Here is a 17044-nt window from a genome sequence, read left to right on the forward strand (position 1 = left end):
TTCCACCGAACAGGCCAACTCACAAAGCACGCTACAATCAACCTATGCCGCGACGAGTCAATCGCCACCTCTTCACACCACCCCTGCCCCAGCGCGCGGGCATAGACCCCGTATCGCTGACTCTGCCCGCGCATCCAGTACTGCATGAGACGACCCAGGGGCCGGATGCACACCCCAGCACGGTGGCTCAGTACCTCATCAGTCGATTCTCGCCCGAAGACCCCGCAACAATCCTCGACTGTTTCGCCCGGCACGAGGTGCGCACCGATGACGGCGCGATCCTCACCGATCAAACCCCATATCTGCCCGGTCTGAGAATCTGGTACTACCGCCCACTTCCCGAAGAACCGCCGCTACCGGATGACCTTCCGATCCTCTATGAAGACGAGCACCTGCTCGCCGTAGATAAGCCGCACTATCTGCCCGTCACCCCGCGCGGCGCCTATGTCGTGCAGACCGCACTCACCAAACTGCGGGTACGCGAGAATAATCCTCTGCTCACGCCCGTTCACCGGCTGGACCGCCCCACCGCGGGGATTTTACTCTTCGCCAAAACTCGAGACGCACGCGGCCCCTTCCAGATGATGTTTCAGAACCGGCAGGTCACCAAAACCTACCTTGCTATCGCCCCGGCACCAGGTGAAGACCTGCGTGAGAGCATGCTGGGCGAAGGCGTGCAGGTGCGCAGCCGCATCGACAAGGATCGCAATATTCTACAGGTGCGGCAGTACTCGGCACGCGAATGCGAGCGCGCAGGCCTTAGCGTGAACGCGGAAACTCTGGTGCGCATCCGAGAAATCTATCAAGCGCCACAAAGTGTTCCTCTCAAATCTGGCGAACAAAACCCGTATCTGTCCTATCCGGTGCCCGGCGAAGAACTCGCCCTCTACGAACTCACTCCGCACACCGGCAAAATGCACCAGCTGCGGGCGCACCTGAACCTGCTCGGAACCCCGATCTTCGGCGACGTTCTCTACCCGCAGGTTCTGCCAACAGCACCAAACGATGCATCTGTGCCGCTACAGCTTCTAGCGCATCGTCTTGACTGTGTACATCCCTTCACGGGCAAACCGCTCACCCTGTACAGCGCACGCACGCTTTCTCTCGCACCGCGAAATGTGGCACGACCCCAGTACTAATAATGCGATAATGTGGTAGCACCTCGCCTCTCGTGGCAGTATCGTAGGTAGCTTTCATAAGCAAGGAAGAAAGAACGTGACCTCCAACCACCCTTCTGAATCAGTCCCCAGCACCGAGCATGCGCAACGCGCCTCGCGTGCCGCCGACTCTATCCTTAGTCGATACACCCGCCGCGTTTTTGGCGTACCCGGAACCCTGCTCGGGGCAGTGCAGATGCCCGAATCGCGTGGTCTAGGAGCACGGTTTGCCGAATGGCATTACTGGTGGCAGGCGCACTTACTCGACTGCATTATAGATGCGGGCGAACGTGCCGTCCGTGAAGGCGACACCGAACAAGCCCAGAACATGCTCGCCACCGCCAGGAGCGTGGTACGCGGCATCCATACCCGCAACCTGGGATTTGCAAACGACTTCTATGACGATATGGCATGGTTGGCGCTCGCCGTGGGGCGGCTCAATAGGCTTAGTAAAACAATAACCGGCGCCTCGGACGTTACGGCGCAGGATGCAGGATCGGTACTCTTTGAAAGGCTTAACACCGGCCTTCATTCCTGTGGCGGCATGAGCTGGTCCAAAGGCAAACGAGACTTCTGCAATACTCCGGCAACCGCTCCCGCGGCCCTTGCTTTTGCGCGCATCGGGCAGATAAAAACCGCGCAGAATCTTATGTCCTGGCTCAACGACGTTCTTTGGGACGGCGACCGTATGCTCTACTTCGATGGTGCTAACCTGCGCCCGCAGGATGTGATGGTTGATGACGTCACTGGCCGCCGTAATGTTCCCTTTGACGTAGAACGCAATATCTACACCTACAATCAGGGCACAACCTTAGCGGTGCTTCTGACGCTTGCGGAATCCTCGGAAATTTCAGACGACCGCCGTGAAGAATACCTGCTGCGCGCCGAACGCCTGATCGTCGGAATCGTCAAAAACCTCAGCGAAGATTTCGAGTTCTCGGACGGTTCACATCATCTCGTACTTCACTCCGGTAGCGACGGTGACGGTGCGCTCTTCACCGGTATTCTGGTGCGCTACCTGGCGCAAGCGGCAATGTCCACTATGCTCAGCCCGGAGGCACGATCCCTGGCGAGCGCCCTCGTGTACGGCAGTGCCCGCGCGGTGTGGGAGGGACGCCGCGAATTCGACCCCACCCTGCCGCTGAATGAACCTGGTATTGACCCGAACGAAATTCGTGACCGGACGGTCGCCATTTTCTCACCGAAGTTCACCGTATCCGCGCGCGATGCGATCGCCGCAGGTAAGCCCGTGGAACTATCCGGTCAGCTTCAGGCGTGGATGACTCTGGAGGCCGCCGCCCACCTGAGCGTGGAAGACTAATGCTTTTCCGGCTCTGGTGGGGTGCGCCGCTTATCAGGCTCGTCCCGTCATGCCCCTAGACATGGGGTGAGACGGCGCGGGTCTGCAGATGCTCTGACGTGCCGCGCCTGTATAATAGCCGTGCGCACTCCTCCCCGGAGTAAGCGCATTTTCCCTGGTCGTACCCGTATATTTCAAAGGCACAGATGAACAACGAGTTCCCCCACCCCGACTTCGGTTTTACCGTCACGAGCCGCCTTGCCGAGACCGCATCCCCGTCTGCCGAGCGTGTTGAGGCTAATGGCGGGCAGTTTTTGGGGCGCACGGGTGTGATTCGCACCCCGCACGGCGATATTGAGACTCCCGCCTTCACGCCCGTGGGTACGAAGGCGACCGTTAAGGCGGTGCTTCCCGAAGCAATGAAGGAACTCGGGGCGCAGGCGCTTTTGGCGAACGCCTACCACCTGTATCTGCAGCCCGGACCCGAGATTCTAGATGCCGCTGGCGGGCTGGGGCGGTTTATGAACTGGGACGGGCCAACCTTCACCGACTCCGGCGGGTTCCAGGTGATGAGCCTGGGTTCGGGGTTCAAAAAGGTGATTGACATGGGAACCGTTGCCGATGCGAAGGGTGCCGACGGGCGCCCGATTGGCGACGACGATGTAGCTCACGGCAAGGAGCGCCTGGCGCATATTGATGATGACGGCGTGAATTTTAAATCCCATATCAACGGGTCTATTCACCGTTTCACCCCCGAAGTTTCAATGCAGGTGCAGCATCAGATCGGGGCAGATATCATGTTTGCCTTCGACGAGCTGACTACTCTGTACAATTCCCGCGGATACCAGGAAGAGGCGCTGGAACGCACCCGTCTGTGGGCGCTGCGCTGCATTGCCGAGCATGAACGGCTCACGGATGAGCGCACGGGCAAACCCTACCAAGCACTTTTTGGGGTGATTCAGGGCGCGCAGTATGAGGATTTACGCCGCAAAGCCTGCCGCGATTTAGGTGATATGCCTTTCGATGGGTTCGGTATCGGGGGTGCCCTCGAAAAGGAGAACCTAGGCACCATTGTGCGCTGGTGCGCCGAAGAACTCCCGGAGGCTAAGCCCCGCCACCTGCTGGGTATTTCGGAACCGGACGATATTTTTGTGGGACTGGAAAACGGCGTGGATACCTTCGACTGTGTCTCGCCCACCCGCGTGGCGCGTAACGCGGCGCTCTACTCCCCCACCGGACGTTTTAACGTGACGAATGCCCGGTTCAAGGCAGATTTCTCGCCCATCTATGAGGGGTGCGATTGCTATACGTGCGCACACTATACGCGCGCCTATCTGCGGCACCTGTTCAAGGCGGATGAGCGGCTGGCGGCAACCCTCGCTTCCATTCATAATGAGCGGTTTATTGTGCGCATGGTCGATGATGCGCGCGCCGCGATTGCAGACGGCACCTACTTTGAGTACCGTGACGAATTCCTCGGTAACTATTACTCTGGTAAGAAGCCCTAAATCAACGACCGTCACGGAGTGTACGATGAGCATCACTAAGGTTCCCGACGAAGAACTTCTCATCTTCGACCATGAGATTGCCGCCCCCGTCGAGCAGGTGTTCGGGGCGTTTCTGAACCCGAATCTGCTGCATCGCTGGTATGGTCCGACGGGGTGGCGTACCCGTGCCGAAGATATTGTGCTGGAACCTTATGTCGGCGGCATGCAGCGGCTATCGATGATTAACGAGCTTGATGCCTCGGTATCATGCGTTCTGCAGAGTCGGTTTCTGGCTATTGATCCGCTCAAGGAGCTCGAATATGCCGAACAGCTTCCGGACCATTTAGGGAACCCCGGAGGCGTGGTTGTCTATCAGCGGTTCCGCTTTTTTCCCGAAACGGTTATTACCCCCGAGGGCGTGGGCGAGGGTACGCGCATCACCGTGGAGATCGGCCCCATGCCGGTTTCGGTACACGAGGAGGTACGCGCCAGCTGGCGGTCTACCTTCGCGCGGCTAGATGCTCTGCTCAAAGAGGATGCGGCATAGGCTCAGGCAGCCTTGAGACTTTTGCCGCAGGGAAAGCACCGTAACTAGCCGTCAAATGACCACGCACAATACGGGTGGGGAGCGGACAGTTCTGTTATAAGAAACTGTCCTCTCCCCACCCGTATTTTATGAACACTGGCGAAGCTTAATCTTCGGACTGATATTCCGGGTTCTTTGGGTCAAGTTCGTTATAGGCACGCATGGCAGCTTCTGGGTCGTCCAGACGCGCCGTGATCTTGATATTATGCCCTTCCACAACGCATTCGGGTGCACCGCGATCGGGGGTATAGTCCAAGAACGGACGCCAGTAACAGGTGGCATCCTGAATGCGCATAACCCAGTGCTGGGTCTGGTTATCGGGCGTGGGGGTGCTGTTGATGTACTGGGTCATGATCGACATGGCGTAATCGCAATCCACCACGCCATCAACCACACGTAACTGTGCATTGCTGCCCCGCAGATGGCCCTGCTGAGGAATTGACCCGCAAGTCTCCCCTGCACGACGCACATTCGTGGGATTACCCGCGTTCGGGTCAGCCGATGCGGTGGTGACCGTACCCGTCTTGACCGCTCCCGGGGAGGTCCACACCTGGGCGGAATTCGAGGGGTTCGGGGTGTTGCTTGCACTTGCGGAAGGCTGCATGGTGGAGTCATCATTGACCACTGGAGTGCGCTCAGGCATAACAGGTTTCGCGCTTGTACTCGGGGTTGCCGATGCGCTGCGGCTCGCAGAGCTGTTTTGATGCGGGGAGGAGGCGCTGGCAGTGTTCTGCGCGTTCGTATCGCCGCCGCCCGAGCATGCGGTCAGCGCCAGCAGGCAGGCGGCACCAAGAGTCACGAAAGAACGAGTTTTCATAGAGATCTCCTCAACAGTGGGGACATAGTTTTATTGTACAACCGTGCAGGAATTCTCAAGATCTTCATGAAGGTTGCGCCACTTCCCCGCAGCGGCCCTGCTATGCCGCGCTTGCCGTTCCATCCTTCGGCTTCATGCCTTCTTGCATCAGCATCATGATTTATTCCACGTAAAAAGGCTCTTGATGCGAATAAAGCGTTGAAAATCCCGTTCCATTCGTATCAAGAGCCTTTTAATGGCGTACCCCGGGCAATTATCCAGAGAGGTTCGGAGAGTTATCCCTCTGACTATGACAACAGCTGATCGAGGATGCCCGGAAGGTCATAATCTGTATGAGCGTTATTAAAGGTCGTCTCTTTCTTGTCGATTTTCATCGGCTGGGTGTTAAACCCTTCCCTCGCATACCAGTCGTGACCGGCTGTAGCCGTGTTGAGAGCGTCCCACCATTCCGGTGTAGTAGCGCCGCGAGTATCTTTTTCGTTTACCCACCAGAACATGGGCTGCGATTTAATGTTCTGCGGCGCCTGAGTCTCCATGCGCCCATTCTTTCCACCGCCACCGCCAACCATGATGGAACCACCGCCGGAACGCCAGGTTCCCTGCTGATCGGCATCAAGCTCATAGGTGATAAATTCGGCGCCGCCAGAGTATCCCATAAGCCACACTTGCGACTCATCTATATCTGAATCGGCGATAAACTCCTGGGCAAAACTGCGGAAGTAGTCGCCATTCCCATCAGCGTTTTCCCACCAAGTGGCGTAATCATTTGCTTTATTTGGGTCGAATTCATCGGGCGTATCTACGGAGACAAAGACCTTGTTGTGTTTCTGAGCTGCATTCGCCATACCTTGCATGGTGTCACCTTTAGGGTTGTAGAAGAAAGAGCTATCTACGTCGTCCTGGTTATAGTCACCATCGAAGTAAAACACCACGCCCACGGGCTGTGACCAGTCGATATTATCGGCGTAAACGTGGTACTGCGAACTCACATTTTGGGGCGAAGTATAGGTCAGGTTAGTTCCCGATTGCACCTCTGCCTGGGCGGGGGCTGCCATGACCGAGCCAATCAGGGCGGGAACTGCGAGCGCAGTTAGGGCTGCAGTACGCATCTTTTTCGTAGACATAAGTACTCCTCAATTTTTATAACGATAGTTTTTCATAGTGTGTTGAGGAATATAATGCTTTCCGTCTTTTGATACAGAGTGCATACGAGGAACACTATCATTAAAGTTTTTATAGTGATATGAAATATAATTAGTATTATTTTCTTTCACGAGCTGTAAACATGGTTCTCTAAGTGCTTTCTGGATATTCTAGCGTTCGCACTAAGCCATATACTATTCTCAAAATTTACATACCCTGCTATCCTTTTAAACTTTGAGAAAACTATAAAATATTATTCATATATACTAAAAAGGTTCTTAGTGTGAACAATGCAGAATATCTAGTGTTGTGTTCACACCAAGAACCTTTTTCTGCGGTCTCAAACCAGAGAAAAGCTACTGCGTGAGACAGCATTTTTCTCAAATAAATAACAGGCTATTTATCAAAGGGTCTTCCAACAACATCGGTAGCGATACCTTCAAAGAACCCTTCCATCTGCCAGGCACCATCAAGATACCTCGCCTTAAGGGTTCCATCGGAGTAAACACTCTTTCCCCAACCATCGGTATTCTCAGGAATTTCATGCACTTCTCCGTTACGCACGTAGAAGTCTCCATGAAACATTTGTAATCGATAAGGCCAGGAATATTCTTCACCCTTTTTCTCGGGGTGATCGGATTCTAGCATATATACGAAATTACCTGACTCTTCCCAATACTTACCCTCACGCGTTTCTTCCAAAAGAGCAATACTTTTAAAAAGCTTCTGATCGCCCTCAGTCATTCCAGACTGCTTAATATACGTATCGTCACCCGTTTTCATGGCATAACTTATTCCAGCCGATGCATATGCCCAGCTATAGTACAGCCCGAGTTCAGAGTTCTCACTCATTTCTTGAGGCCTTTTAGGATGCGGCCACCCATATCCCTGCTTTTCGCGCGTGGAATACATATAACCCTCGCCCGTATACTCCATATCCTCACTATTAAGCTCCACATCGAATCCTCGCTGGAAGCTATTCAGCCTGCTTGGACTGGCACTGGGCGAAGCGCTTGATGAAGTTTCTGATGACGACGAAGACGTGGAACTCGCGGATGAAGAGCTTGCGAGAGGCGAAGCAGAGCTTTCGGTATTTGACGTATTCCCACCACATGCACTCATCAAGACAGCCCCAGCACCAGAACCAAGGAACAGGAGCGCGGTACGACGATTAACAGCTAAAGATAACATTGCTTAACCCCTCTCTAGGGTGTATTCAGTGAGAAACTAGACATATATAAAGTATCATAGGTCACATATATATGGTCGGATTGCCTCAGACTCTGCACTGTGACCTTAACTACTCCTTATGCTTCCCCTCACCCTAAACTCTCTGCCTACCGACTCCTCTTCTAACCGTATCTAAGCGTGATGGATGCGCCCCGTGCGGTTACGCGCCAGAGCATACAGCAGCAGGTTCACCACCGCCGCACCGGTTGCTGTCGCGCCGCCGATCATGACAATAGTGCGCGCATCCCCCAGTATTCCCGGCGTACCGAGTAGGTCACCCACAAGCACCATCGAACTAAACAGCGAGCCGATAAGAGCCCAGCACTGCCCCTGACGATGCTCGGGCACCTGCATATACACCATGTCACGAATACCCATATTGTGGATCGAGTTGAAGAACCCGCCTACCAGAAACCCAGCTCCCACAATCCAAGGATTCGCTGCCAACCCTTCCAGCAGAATCGCGGCGCCGATAAAGAATCCACCCCACAAAATCGCGTTCACCAGCTGCGGTTTGTACCATCCGCGCCCATAGAAAATACTGGCGATGAGCGCCCCGACAGCCCACATCGCCAACACGAGCGAATACTCGAATGCAGTGTTCGTGATGGATTGCAGGTAGAACACCCCGGCGATGCCTTCCATCGTGGTGGAAGCAACCACGACCGCCATCACAGGTAAGAAAATCACGAGGGCGCGAGCGCTAGAAATAGCCGAGAATCCTAGAAAAATATCTTTAAAACTATCGCGTTTAATCGCATCGGAAAGTTCGCGATCGCGCCGTGCTGGCACGTTAAACCAGGCGATGGCTGCTGCAATCAGCAAGAGCGCCGAAGAGCCTACTATAGTGGCGGTCATGTTCCAGGTAGTGAAGAAGGCGCCCACAGGCGGGGCTACGATCGAGCAGAACGAACCGATTCCCACAATAGAGGCGGATGCGCTCGACGGGGTCATACCCGGCGCCTTCGGCAGTAGTTTGAATTCGGCGGCGTTGGTGAGATTTCCGGCGGCTCCATTGAGCACGCTCATGGCAATGATGGTGACCGGATGCGGGAAAAACGCGATGACCACTACGCAGAGCGCGGAGACGGCCAGGGAGCCAGACCAGCAGGCTCGACCCGAAAAACGATCGGCAACCCAGCCTGTGAAAGGACCACAGAGTATGCCGGTGAAGAACCCGCTGACGGCCATGACGGTGAGCCACCAGGGCTCGGCAATGCGCGAGATATAAACGATGAGGATCAACCCGAAGGATGCGTCCGCGAATCCATCGATCAGGGTGATGAGAAGAAGGGGAGTTTTGAAGTATTGAGTTAGTTTTTTCATGCTTTCGTTTCGGTTCAGAGGGATAGTTGCCTATGCCTCTGCGCCGCCGAATACTATCTGCTGCACGATACGCACCTCCTCACGTGGTATTTTGCCTTGCATTCTCGCGGGTAACCCGCCGGACATGTTTTCTGCATCACATTGTATACGATAGGGTGACCGGACCGCCGGACTTCGCCCCATACCCCCTCCGCGCATACCCTATATACCGCGAGCAGATAGGATTTCGACGAAAAGATAACGGATTGCTATCTGCTCGCGGTTAAAGCGCTACAGCATATGCTGTGCCAAAAGTTCGCGCTGCTCGGGGGTGAGGCGAGAGAGGCGGGCGGCAGGTGCATCCCAAAAAGCCAGCACAGTGAAGGCGCGCACGCACTCGGCATGATCCACCGGAGAATAGATACTATAGCCCACTCGCACCGAGGCGGCACTCACCTTTTCGACGCGCACATTTATCTCTAACGGCTCACCCGTATAGGGAAGCTGCCCCAGATAACGCACCCCGTGTTCGGCGATCAGAGCCTGCACTCCATCGGGCATAGTTTCAAAAAGCGGAATGGGCGGCGCGGGCAAATTCTGCGGTTTCTGCCCCGAAGACGGTGGCGGTCCGAAGACGGCAATGCGTGCCTCTTCGAGAAGGCTCAGTATTGCAACGTTATTGACGTGCCCGTAGGCATCCATATCGCCCCAGCGCGGCGGCACCTGCACGGTCAGACCGGATTCGCCAGTTATCGAAGTTGCTGGGTTCGCAGTGGATTGATGTGCGTTCATGTCTTTAACTCTACCTTGTGCATTTTTATGCATAAATACGTATATGGGTAAAGTTTTATGGTCATATCTTCACCAACATACAGTCATCCTGACTTCATGCAGTATGCGGCAAGAAAATCTCGCTAGAACGCTATCTAATACCACCAAGACGTCTTAAACGGTCTTAAATATGATGTTCCCCGGAAGCATCACCGCCTCCGGGGAACACCCAACACACAGACATTTGAACGCATACAAGATCATACGGTTCACCAATAACTATAGACCCTCTTGTAAGCCTATGATGCATTATTGCGGGTTTGTTACAGAAAAACTTTTTGTGAATTTCGCGGTCTTTCGAGAATACCCACAAAACCTTCAAGTACTACATGATAGATAAAATCATCATTACTTGAGGTTTCCCCTGTAAATTATTATGGTGATGCTGCGGCAGAGCACCCATCACCTCGCACTTCAGCGACGAAACCCAGCATGCGCCGCATCAGCAAAGCGCTCTAGCGACCGAATTCGGAGGTTGTCTTCAACGCCTCCTCTTCCTCCTCTAAGGCTGTGGCGTGCTCAGCGGAAGCCTGCTGTGCCTCGGCAAACGCATCCTCATCAACCGTGAGTGTGTGTTTCACACGCGCAAAGTACACAATCGTCAGAACCAGGAAGTACCCCACGCCCACAATCGCGGGAATGAGCGAACCGCGCACCATAAACAGGGCAACCCACACGGCGAAAAGCACCATGATGCCCACGCCCGCTGTAACGCGCCCGCCCCACAGGCGGAATGCCGAGCTTTGACCCTCAACCCGCCGGTACACAATGTACGCGAGCAGAATCAGCACCCACACGGTAAGCGCACACACCATAATCAGGAAGATCATGGAGAGGAATGCTTCTTGCGGGCTGAACAGCGCCAGCAGAATAGCGATAACAACGCCGCTGGTGGAAACCCATACGGCACGCGAAGGCACCCCGGAGGCGTTCACCGCAGCCAATGCGCGAGGCGCCATACGGTCGGTCGCCAGCGAGTGCATCAGGCGGGCACCGGCATACAGGTTAGCATTTGCCGAGGACAGCGCCGCAATAAGCACCACAAAGTTCACGAAATGCGCCGCGCCCGTAATGCCCAACTGATCGAAAACCAGAACGAACGGGGAGGTTTCAACCTTCTCCCCCAGCTCGCCCGCCGAACGCCACGGAATAATCGACACCACAATAAACAGCGCCAGCACATAGAACGTTGCCAAACGAATCATCATAGCCTTCGCACTGGAACGCACCGATCGGGCAGGATCCTTGGCTTCTGCGGCGGAGATAGAGATCATCTCAATACCGCCGAATGAGAACATCACGACCGCCAGTGAAAGCCAGACCGCGCCGAACCCGTGGGGCATGAACCCGCCATCATTGACAAGATTAGCGGTGCCGACCGCCGCATGTGAGGGCAGTCCGAAGAATACCAGGCACAGACCCACCAGAATAAAGGCGATCACCGAAATAACTTTGATGGACGACAGGAAAAATTCGAGCGCGCCAAAAGATTTCACGCTCGTGATGTTCAGAATAATAATTGCGACACCGAATACCGCGATGCCCGCCCACAGAGGCAGCTGCGGCCACCAGTAATTCAGGTAGGTGGCCACAGAGACCAGTTCCACGCCGGTGATGACCACGGTTGCGGTCCAATAGGCTAATCGTGTGAGAAACCCGGCATAGGGGCCAAGGTACCTGGTGGCGATGGCGCCGAAACCGCCTCGCACCGGATAACGCACCGCCATCTCGCCAGTGGCCGCGCCTATGACGGAGGCGAGCGCCGAGCCGATAGCATACGCGAGAATAACGGCTGGTCCGGCCATAGCGATTGCCCGCCCGGACCCCAGGAATAGGCCGGTGCCAAGCGCCGAGCCCATAACGATCATGGTCATCTGTCCGTGCGAGAGGGAACGCTTGAGTTCGGCGCGGGCGGATTTATTGCGTGGTGCTGCCTCGTTCGGATGCGCAGCGCTGCTTCTATGCCCCTTAGCAGGTTGAGGGGTGTGGCCGTCGGTCATGTTTAAGCCTTCTTCGGGTTCTGAGTGCCTGGACTGTGATGTTGTAAAAATGTCAAAGAATGAGTGTGTTTCTAGGGTAGTACATCGCCCGTATTAACCGCGAGCAGATAGTATTTTGACGAGCAGATAACAATCCGCTATCTGCTCGTCGAAATATTATCTGCTCGCGAGAGGAAGGTGATGGGCGGTTATGCGTCTTCCTTCTGTTGTTCGGCAAGCGCATCAAGATCGGCACGCGGAAAACCGCCGCGTTTTTTCGCCAACACCACGTAGAAAACGGAGATAATGGCGAAGAACACCACGCCCGCCTGCACGGATACTACGGCGCTCGAATCAGGAAGCATGAAAAGGGCGACCAGCGTGGCAAGCACCCCGGCAAGCCCCACACCCGCCGTAATGCGCCCACCCCAGACAGTGAACCCCGAGGAGTTCCCCTGATGCTTCTTGTAGGCCTGATAGGTCAGCAGAATCATAATCCACACCACCAGAACGCATAGGGTGACCAGGGCCATCAGCAGCTCGAAAATATTACTGATTTCTGCCACCGCCATGACAGATGCGATCACCACACCCAGGAAGGAGAGCATAAGCGCGGTGACGGGCACGCCGTTATGGTTCGTGGTGCCCGCAAACGTGGGTGCCATTTTATCGCCCGCAAGCGCGTGGAGCAGGCGGGTTGCCGCATACAGCGAGGCGTTCGCGCCCGAAAGCGCGGCGATCAGAATCACGAAGTTGGTAATATCTGCCGCATAAGGAATGCCCAGTTCAGAGAACACCATCACGAAGGGCGATTGGCTGAGGTCTTTGCCGGTCTGCGCCGCCTGCTGCCAGGGCATCAGGCACAGAATAATCAGCATCGAGAGCACGTAGAAACTGGAGAGCCGCCAGATCATGGCCTTGACACTGGTACGCACCGAACGCGCCGGGTTCTGCGCCTCTGCGGCAGAGATGGAAAGCATCTCAACACCGCCGAAAGAGAACATCACAATTGCCATCGAAACCCAGACGGCGCCGAGTCCGTTAGGAAGCAGCCCGCCGTCGTTCACGAGGTTTGCGGTACCCACCGCAGTGTGTCCGGGCAGGCCAACGAACACAAGAAGCAGCCCCAGCACAATAAAGACGATAACCGCAATTACTTTAATGGAAGAGAGGAAAAATTCGAGGGCGCCGAAGGATTTAACGCTCACTAGGTTCAGGATGAGAATCAGGATGCCGGAGGCTGCCACCGTCACCCACAGCGGAATTGCGGGGAACCAATACGAGAAATATTTGCCAACCGCCACGAGTTCGGCGCCGGTCAGCGGCACGGTAGTTGCCCAATACGCCCAACGGCCAATATACCCGGCGTAGGGGCTGAGGTATCTGGTTGCGATAGTGCCGAAACCGCCGGGAACGGGGTGGCGAACCGCCATTTCGCCCGCACATGCCGCGATAATAGCGGCGATCATGGAGCCAACAGCGTAGGCGATGATAGCACCGGGTCCCGCAATTTTGATGGCGGAACCAGAGCCCAGAAAGAGGCCGGTCCCCAGGGCGAGACCCATCGCAATCATAGTCATTTGACCGTGCGAGAGGGAACGTTTCAGTTCGCCGTTTTCTGCCGGTGCCGTCTTAGGTGCTGAGGCGTCCTGTGCTTTACTCATCAGGTGGTGCTTTCCATTTTTTCGTTCATCGGTTGGGCGCCTGCCCTCGTATGTCGCGTCGAAACCGAGCGCGGCTCGGTACCCGGTCTGCAGCAAATGTGGCAAAGGCGTATCGAATAACTATCCCGCGTCGAGCATCATCTATGCAACTTTTTGCATGGGTTTGTGCGTGGCGAAACAGATTTTCCCTATGATTCTCAGAGTTTGGTTATTTTTGGGTGTTCCACGATGTAATGCAAATTTGTGCATAAGATGCGCCACCCACCGCACAAGGATACAGCGCCACAAATATTAATGGCGAGAAGCAGACAACCCATCTGCTTCTCGCCACATCATCAATTTTTCACGGCGATGTGGGGTATTAACCTAACCGTCGTACTCGATCTCGTGCCGTTTGAACCAGCCAATCACCGGGTAACTGATAGGCATGAGCACAATCTCAACCAGGCACTTATACACATACCCGACCAAGGTGTAGCTGATGAATTGATCCAAGCTAGTAATCCCCAGAATAGGCGAAGCAATCGCACAGAAAATAATGGTATCCGCCAGCTCGCCCACGAGGGTTGAAGCGATCATACGCGCCCACATAAACCGCCCGGAGGTGGCCTTCTTCATGGCAACCATCACCCATGCGTTCAGAAGCTGACCCGTCAAATACCCCAGCAGCGACCCGGCAAAAATCTGCCATACGGGACCGAGAATAATGGCGAACGCCTCTTGATTCTCATAGTAGCTGGCGGGCGGCAGGGCAACAGTCAGCAGGAAGCATCCGGCAGCGAACGCCGCCGCCACAAACGAGGCGATAATAGCCCGGCGAGCGCGCTTAAACCCGTACACCTCAGAGAGCACATCGCCGAGTACATAGGCCAGCGGGTACAAGAAGAAACCACCATCACTGGGGATAAAGTTGCCGTTCGTGAACGGCGGAAGCTCAAATGGGAGCGGCCCGAATTCGATACCTTTCGTAGCCGCAATATTCGAAATAATCAGAATCACGCAGGATGCGCCCAGCAGCAGATCAAAATAGCTGCGGCGCTTCGCCCACGGCGGGGTAGTAATATCCTGCGGTGCCTTAGCGGGTGTAGACATAGTTCTCCCTGAAAGGTTTGATGTGAATGTTGTTTTGAGATTATGCTCGTCTGCCACCCGAGCACTCACTATTTTACCCAGTAACTCCGTTTGAGTGAGAACCTAAAAAGGCTCTTGAGGTGATAAAACGTAGTTTCGCCGCTTTATTCGCATCACGAGCCTTTTTACGGTGCAGGCTGCCGCCTCTTAAACTAGAAATATGGGTCACCAAGAACCTGCTCGCTCATCCGTGCGCCGCACAACCGCGCACATCCCGCGTTTGCCCCGAAGCATTTCGGCGGCGATGCGCGGTGCCCGCCGCGCCGGTTCAGTTCTGGAACCCCTGCTCGTTTCCTCCAGCGAACTCATCGGGTACCTCCCCTATCGTGCCTACGGACGAACCCTGCACTATCGGGTCGATAACGTGCACCATCTTGAGGCTGTCCAGGCCGAACCGCCCGGAATTCTTTTCTTCTTCGACGGCGATTACCTGCTTCGTTCCAACAGCAGGCTGCTCAGCCGCACCTCCAGTTTGCGACGCGACCTCGCCGATATTGCCCGCGAACACCGCATGCTGTGCGTGCCCGTGCTGGCACCAGGGACCCTTGAAGCACCCGTTTTCAATGACCCCACAACCACTTGGTGGGTGCGTGCCCGCAGGAACGGTCGTGTTTTTCGTGCCCTTGCCGCCGACCTCGCCGAACGATACGGATACGATCGCACGCGCATTTGGCTTGCCGGGTATTCGGGCGGGGCGGAATTTATTACCTACGAACTGCTGTCGCATTCCAACGACTGGCTGCTGGGCGGGGGCGCATCTATGATCGGCGGAGGCGGTTCCGACGGTATTCCGCAGCGTTTCCGTGGGCCCAGCCGCTCCCTAAACGGGATGCTGCTCAGCTGGCATGTGGGAGACCGCGACGGCAAAGCACCGGCTTCTGCGGGCCAGATCTGGTCAGCGCAGCGTGCAGCTCATGAGGGTGAAGAGTTTTACCGGGGACGGCAGGCACGCACTATGCTGCGTATTCTGCCAAAGCAGGGGCATCGTGGGTATCCGCTGACCTCTTTGATTCGGGACGATTTGCGTGCCGCCACACGGCTGGGCTACCTCTAAGCCGGGGCTTCTAAATTTTCCGAGCACAGTATTTTCATTCCTAGTCAGGGCGTGATGCGCTCGTTGAGAAATATCTCAAGTTTTTCGGTAATTTTTTGTGCCACAGTCGCAATTTATTGACGTTCTGCGGTAAAGTGTCACTATGCCTCGTATTTCTGCCGCAACAAACGCCGCTCAGCGCGAAAACACCAAACGTGCCATCCTCGAATCTTTCGGGAAGCTCCTCTACTCCCGAGGACTCCCCGGACTCACCATGACCGACGTCGCCAAAAACGCCGGTATTGGGCGCACAGCAGTCTACAATTACTTCGCTGACATGGGCGAACTCCTGGTTGCCTACGCCCTTGACGAAACCGAACGGTTCCTGCACGAACTTGATGAAGGGATCACCGGAGTCACTAACCCCATCGATCAGCTCGCCGTCTATATTCGCTTGCAGATCGAAGACCTCGCCCGCAGGCACCTTCCCCCCGGACCCGCCATGCGCTCCATGCTCTCACCCGAATCCTACGCGCGCCTCGGCAAACACGTAAGCGAACTGCAAATGGTTTTGGCAAACATCCTCTCCGACGCCATCACCGAAAAATACATCCCCGAAAACGACATTCGCGAACTTGCGATGCTCGTACACGGTTCGCTCTCCTCAAGCGCCGGACGCGCCGAAGACGCCCCCGACGCACAAACCCGCGAACGCCAGATTCAAAGCACCATCAGGTTCATCCAGATGGGGCTGGGCGCCCGGTTTGATGCGGACGGAAATCCCCTCAAAATCGAAGAAACTCAAGCAAACAAAAGCGAGAAAACGACCAACCTGACCGTCGCATCCTAAAGACACTCGCCCCCGTCCGGCAGAAAACGAACCAGCATTAAACTCGAAGACCCCTGACCGCTACGTCAGGGGCTTTCTTCATCTCCACAAGTTGGCTACGAGGAGCGAACGCGCATCCGGCTAAAAACCCGGAACCTGATCCAAATCAAGCACCCGCGCATACATCACCGCACGCCGATGCAAAGCATTACGCAACGCCCGATGCACCCCATCCTCCAGATACAAATCATCACGCCACTTCACCACATGCGGAAACAAATCCCCATAAAACGTGGAATCCTCCGCAAGCAGCGTCTCAAGGTCAAGCGTCTTCTGCGTCGTAATCAGCGCATCAAGACGCACCTGCTGCGGAGGCACATTACCCCAATCAGCATGCGACAAATGATGCTCAGGATACGGGCGCGAAGAACCAACCTTCTTGAAAATCATATCTACATTCTAAAATGCCGCTCCCCCAGGCCGAAAAGCCACGCCCACAACACACGGCACAACGCCACATTGACTTCCTCTACCCCGTGAACGGGGTAAATT

The 17044-nt window shown here is 55.4% G+C and carries 15 protein-coding genes; 6 read left to right on the top strand and 9 right to left on the bottom strand.

The annotated features are described in order from the left end of the window. The first annotated feature begins 44 nt into the window (after positions 1–44). The 4 genes from HMPREF3164_RS06230 to HMPREF3164_RS06245 all read left to right on the top strand — a co-directional run bounded on the left by HMPREF3164_RS06230 (position 45) and on the right by HMPREF3164_RS06245 (position 4491). Entirely contained in the window at positions 45–1139 is a 1095-nt protein-coding gene (locus HMPREF3164_RS06230; RefSeq protein WP_070449661.1) for a pseudouridine synthase, read from the top strand. Between the two features lie 76 nt (positions 1140–1215). Continuing rightward, positions 1216–2478, top strand: coding sequence for a glycoside hydrolase family 76 protein (locus HMPREF3164_RS06235; RefSeq protein WP_070449665.1), 1263 nt, complete (start codon positions 1216–1218; stop codon positions 2476–2478). Between the two features lie 185 nt (positions 2479–2663). Next, positions 2664–3965, top strand: coding sequence for a tRNA guanosine(34) transglycosylase Tgt (gene tgt, locus HMPREF3164_RS06240; protein WP_048754561.1), 1302 nt, complete (start codon positions 2664–2666; stop codon positions 3963–3965). A 25-nt stretch (positions 3966–3990) separates the two neighbouring features. Further along, positions 3991–4491 (top strand): SRPBCC family protein, encoded by a 501-nt coding sequence (locus HMPREF3164_RS06245; protein ID WP_048753498.1) that lies wholly within the window; start codon positions 3991–3993, stop codon positions 4489–4491. A 145-nt stretch (positions 4492–4636) separates the two neighbouring features. Here HMPREF3164_RS06245 and HMPREF3164_RS06250 read toward each other — a convergent pair whose 3' ends face one another. The 8 genes from HMPREF3164_RS06250 to HMPREF3164_RS06285 form a co-directional block, all read right to left on the bottom strand. Beyond that, positions 4637–5347, bottom strand: a complete 711-nt coding sequence (locus HMPREF3164_RS06250) for a hypothetical protein (protein WP_070449668.1) — start codon at positions 5345–5347, stop codon at positions 4637–4639. Positions 5348–5634: 287 nt separating this feature from the next. Further along, positions 5635–6471, bottom strand: coding sequence for a hypothetical protein (locus HMPREF3164_RS06255; RefSeq protein WP_070449671.1), 837 nt, complete (start codon positions 6469–6471; stop codon positions 5635–5637). Positions 6472–6886: 415 nt separating this feature from the next. Then, positions 6887–7681: a DUF6318 family protein gene (locus HMPREF3164_RS06260; protein ID WP_246822623.1), complete on the bottom strand. Its 795-nt coding sequence runs from the start codon at positions 7679–7681 to the stop codon at positions 6887–6889. A 171-nt stretch (positions 7682–7852) separates the two neighbouring features. After that, positions 7853–9046 carry an MFS transporter gene (locus HMPREF3164_RS06265; RefSeq protein ID WP_070449678.1) on the bottom strand — a complete coding sequence of 398 codons (1194 nt, stop codon included), beginning with the start codon at positions 9044–9046 and terminating at the stop codon, positions 7853–7855. 270 nt (positions 9047–9316) lie between these two features. Continuing rightward, positions 9317–9817, bottom strand: a complete 501-nt coding sequence (locus HMPREF3164_RS06270) for an acyl-CoA thioesterase (RefSeq protein ID WP_070449680.1) — start codon at positions 9815–9817, stop codon at positions 9317–9319. 494 nt (positions 9818–10311) lie between these two features. Then, entirely contained in the window at positions 10312–11856 is a 1545-nt protein-coding gene (locus HMPREF3164_RS06275; protein ID WP_070449683.1) for an amino acid permease, read from the bottom strand. 188 nt (positions 11857–12044) lie between these two features. After that, the gene (locus HMPREF3164_RS06280) at positions 12045–13499 is read right to left on the bottom strand and encodes an amino acid permease (RefSeq protein ID WP_070449692.1); all 1455 of its coding nucleotides are present in this window, start codon (positions 13497–13499) and stop codon (positions 12045–12047) included. A 366-nt stretch (positions 13500–13865) separates the two neighbouring features. After that, positions 13866–14591 carry a queuosine precursor transporter gene (locus tag HMPREF3164_RS06285; protein WP_013398444.1) on the bottom strand — a complete coding sequence of 242 codons (726 nt, stop codon included), beginning with the start codon at positions 14589–14591 and terminating at the stop codon, positions 13866–13868. 199 nt (positions 14592–14790) lie between these two features. Here HMPREF3164_RS06285 and HMPREF3164_RS06290 point away from each other — a divergent pair, with 199 nt between their 5' ends. Then, positions 14791–15684: an alpha/beta hydrolase gene (locus HMPREF3164_RS06290; RefSeq protein WP_048754553.1), complete on the top strand. Its 894-nt coding sequence runs from the start codon at positions 14791–14793 to the stop codon at positions 15682–15684. Between the two features lie 142 nt (positions 15685–15826). Beyond that, positions 15827–16513: a TetR/AcrR family transcriptional regulator gene (locus HMPREF3164_RS06295; RefSeq protein ID WP_048754552.1), complete on the top strand. Its 687-nt coding sequence runs from the start codon at positions 15827–15829 to the stop codon at positions 16511–16513. 120 nt (positions 16514–16633) lie between these two features. Here HMPREF3164_RS06295 and HMPREF3164_RS06300 read toward each other — a convergent pair whose 3' ends face one another. Next, a complete protein-coding gene (locus HMPREF3164_RS06300; RefSeq protein WP_004006550.1) occupies positions 16634–16942 on the bottom strand; it encodes a type II toxin-antitoxin system VapB family antitoxin in 309 nt (102 codons plus the stop codon). Positions 16943–17044 lie beyond the last annotated feature (102 nt).

The organism is Rothia sp. HMSC08A08 (assembly GCF_001808385.1).
GTDB lineage: Bacteria > Actinomycetota > Actinomycetes > Actinomycetales > Micrococcaceae > Rothia > Rothia dentocariosa.

Coding starts and splice junctions, on each gene's coding strand:
- tgt (WP_048754561.1), top strand. CDS start 2,664: ATGAACAACGAGTTCCCCCACCCCGACTTCGGTTTTACCGTCACGAGC.
- HMPREF3164_RS06295 (WP_048754552.1), top strand. CDS start 15,827: ATGCCTCGTATTTCTGCCGCAACAAACGCCGCTCAGCGCGAAAACACC.
- HMPREF3164_RS06245 (WP_048753498.1), top strand. CDS start 3,991: ATGAGCATCACTAAGGTTCCCGACGAAGAACTTCTCATCTTCGACCAT.
- HMPREF3164_RS06260 (WP_246822623.1), bottom strand. CDS start 7,681: ATGTTATCTTTAGCTGTTAATCGTCGTACCGCGCTCCTGTTCCTTGGT.
- HMPREF3164_RS06275 (WP_070449683.1), bottom strand. CDS start 11,856: ATGACCGACGGCCACACCCCTCAACCTGCTAAGGGGCATAGAAGCAGC.
- HMPREF3164_RS06255 (WP_070449671.1), bottom strand. CDS start 6,471: ATGTCTACGAAAAAGATGCGTACTGCAGCCCTAACTGCGCTCGCAGTT.
- HMPREF3164_RS06270 (WP_070449680.1), bottom strand. CDS start 9,817: ATGAACGCACATCAATCCACTGCGAACCCAGCAACTTCGATAACTGGC.
- HMPREF3164_RS06285 (WP_013398444.1), bottom strand. CDS start 14,591: ATGTCTACACCCGCTAAGGCACCGCAGGATATTACTACCCCGCCGTGG.
- HMPREF3164_RS06265 (WP_070449678.1), bottom strand. CDS start 9,046: ATGAAAAAACTAACTCAATACTTCAAAACTCCCCTTCTTCTCATCACC.
- HMPREF3164_RS06250 (WP_070449668.1), bottom strand. CDS start 5,347: ATGAAAACTCGTTCTTTCGTGACTCTTGGTGCCGCCTGCCTGCTGGCG.
- HMPREF3164_RS06290 (WP_048754553.1), top strand. CDS start 14,791: ATGGGTCACCAAGAACCTGCTCGCTCATCCGTGCGCCGCACAACCGCG.
- HMPREF3164_RS06280 (WP_070449692.1), bottom strand. CDS start 13,499: ATGAGTAAAGCACAGGACGCCTCAGCACCTAAGACGGCACCGGCAGAA.
- HMPREF3164_RS06300 (WP_004006550.1), bottom strand. CDS start 16,942: ATGATTTTCAAGAAGGTTGGTTCTTCGCGCCCGTATCCTGAGCATCAT.
- HMPREF3164_RS06230 (WP_070449661.1), top strand. CDS start 45: ATGCCGCGACGAGTCAATCGCCACCTCTTCACACCACCCCTGCCCCAG.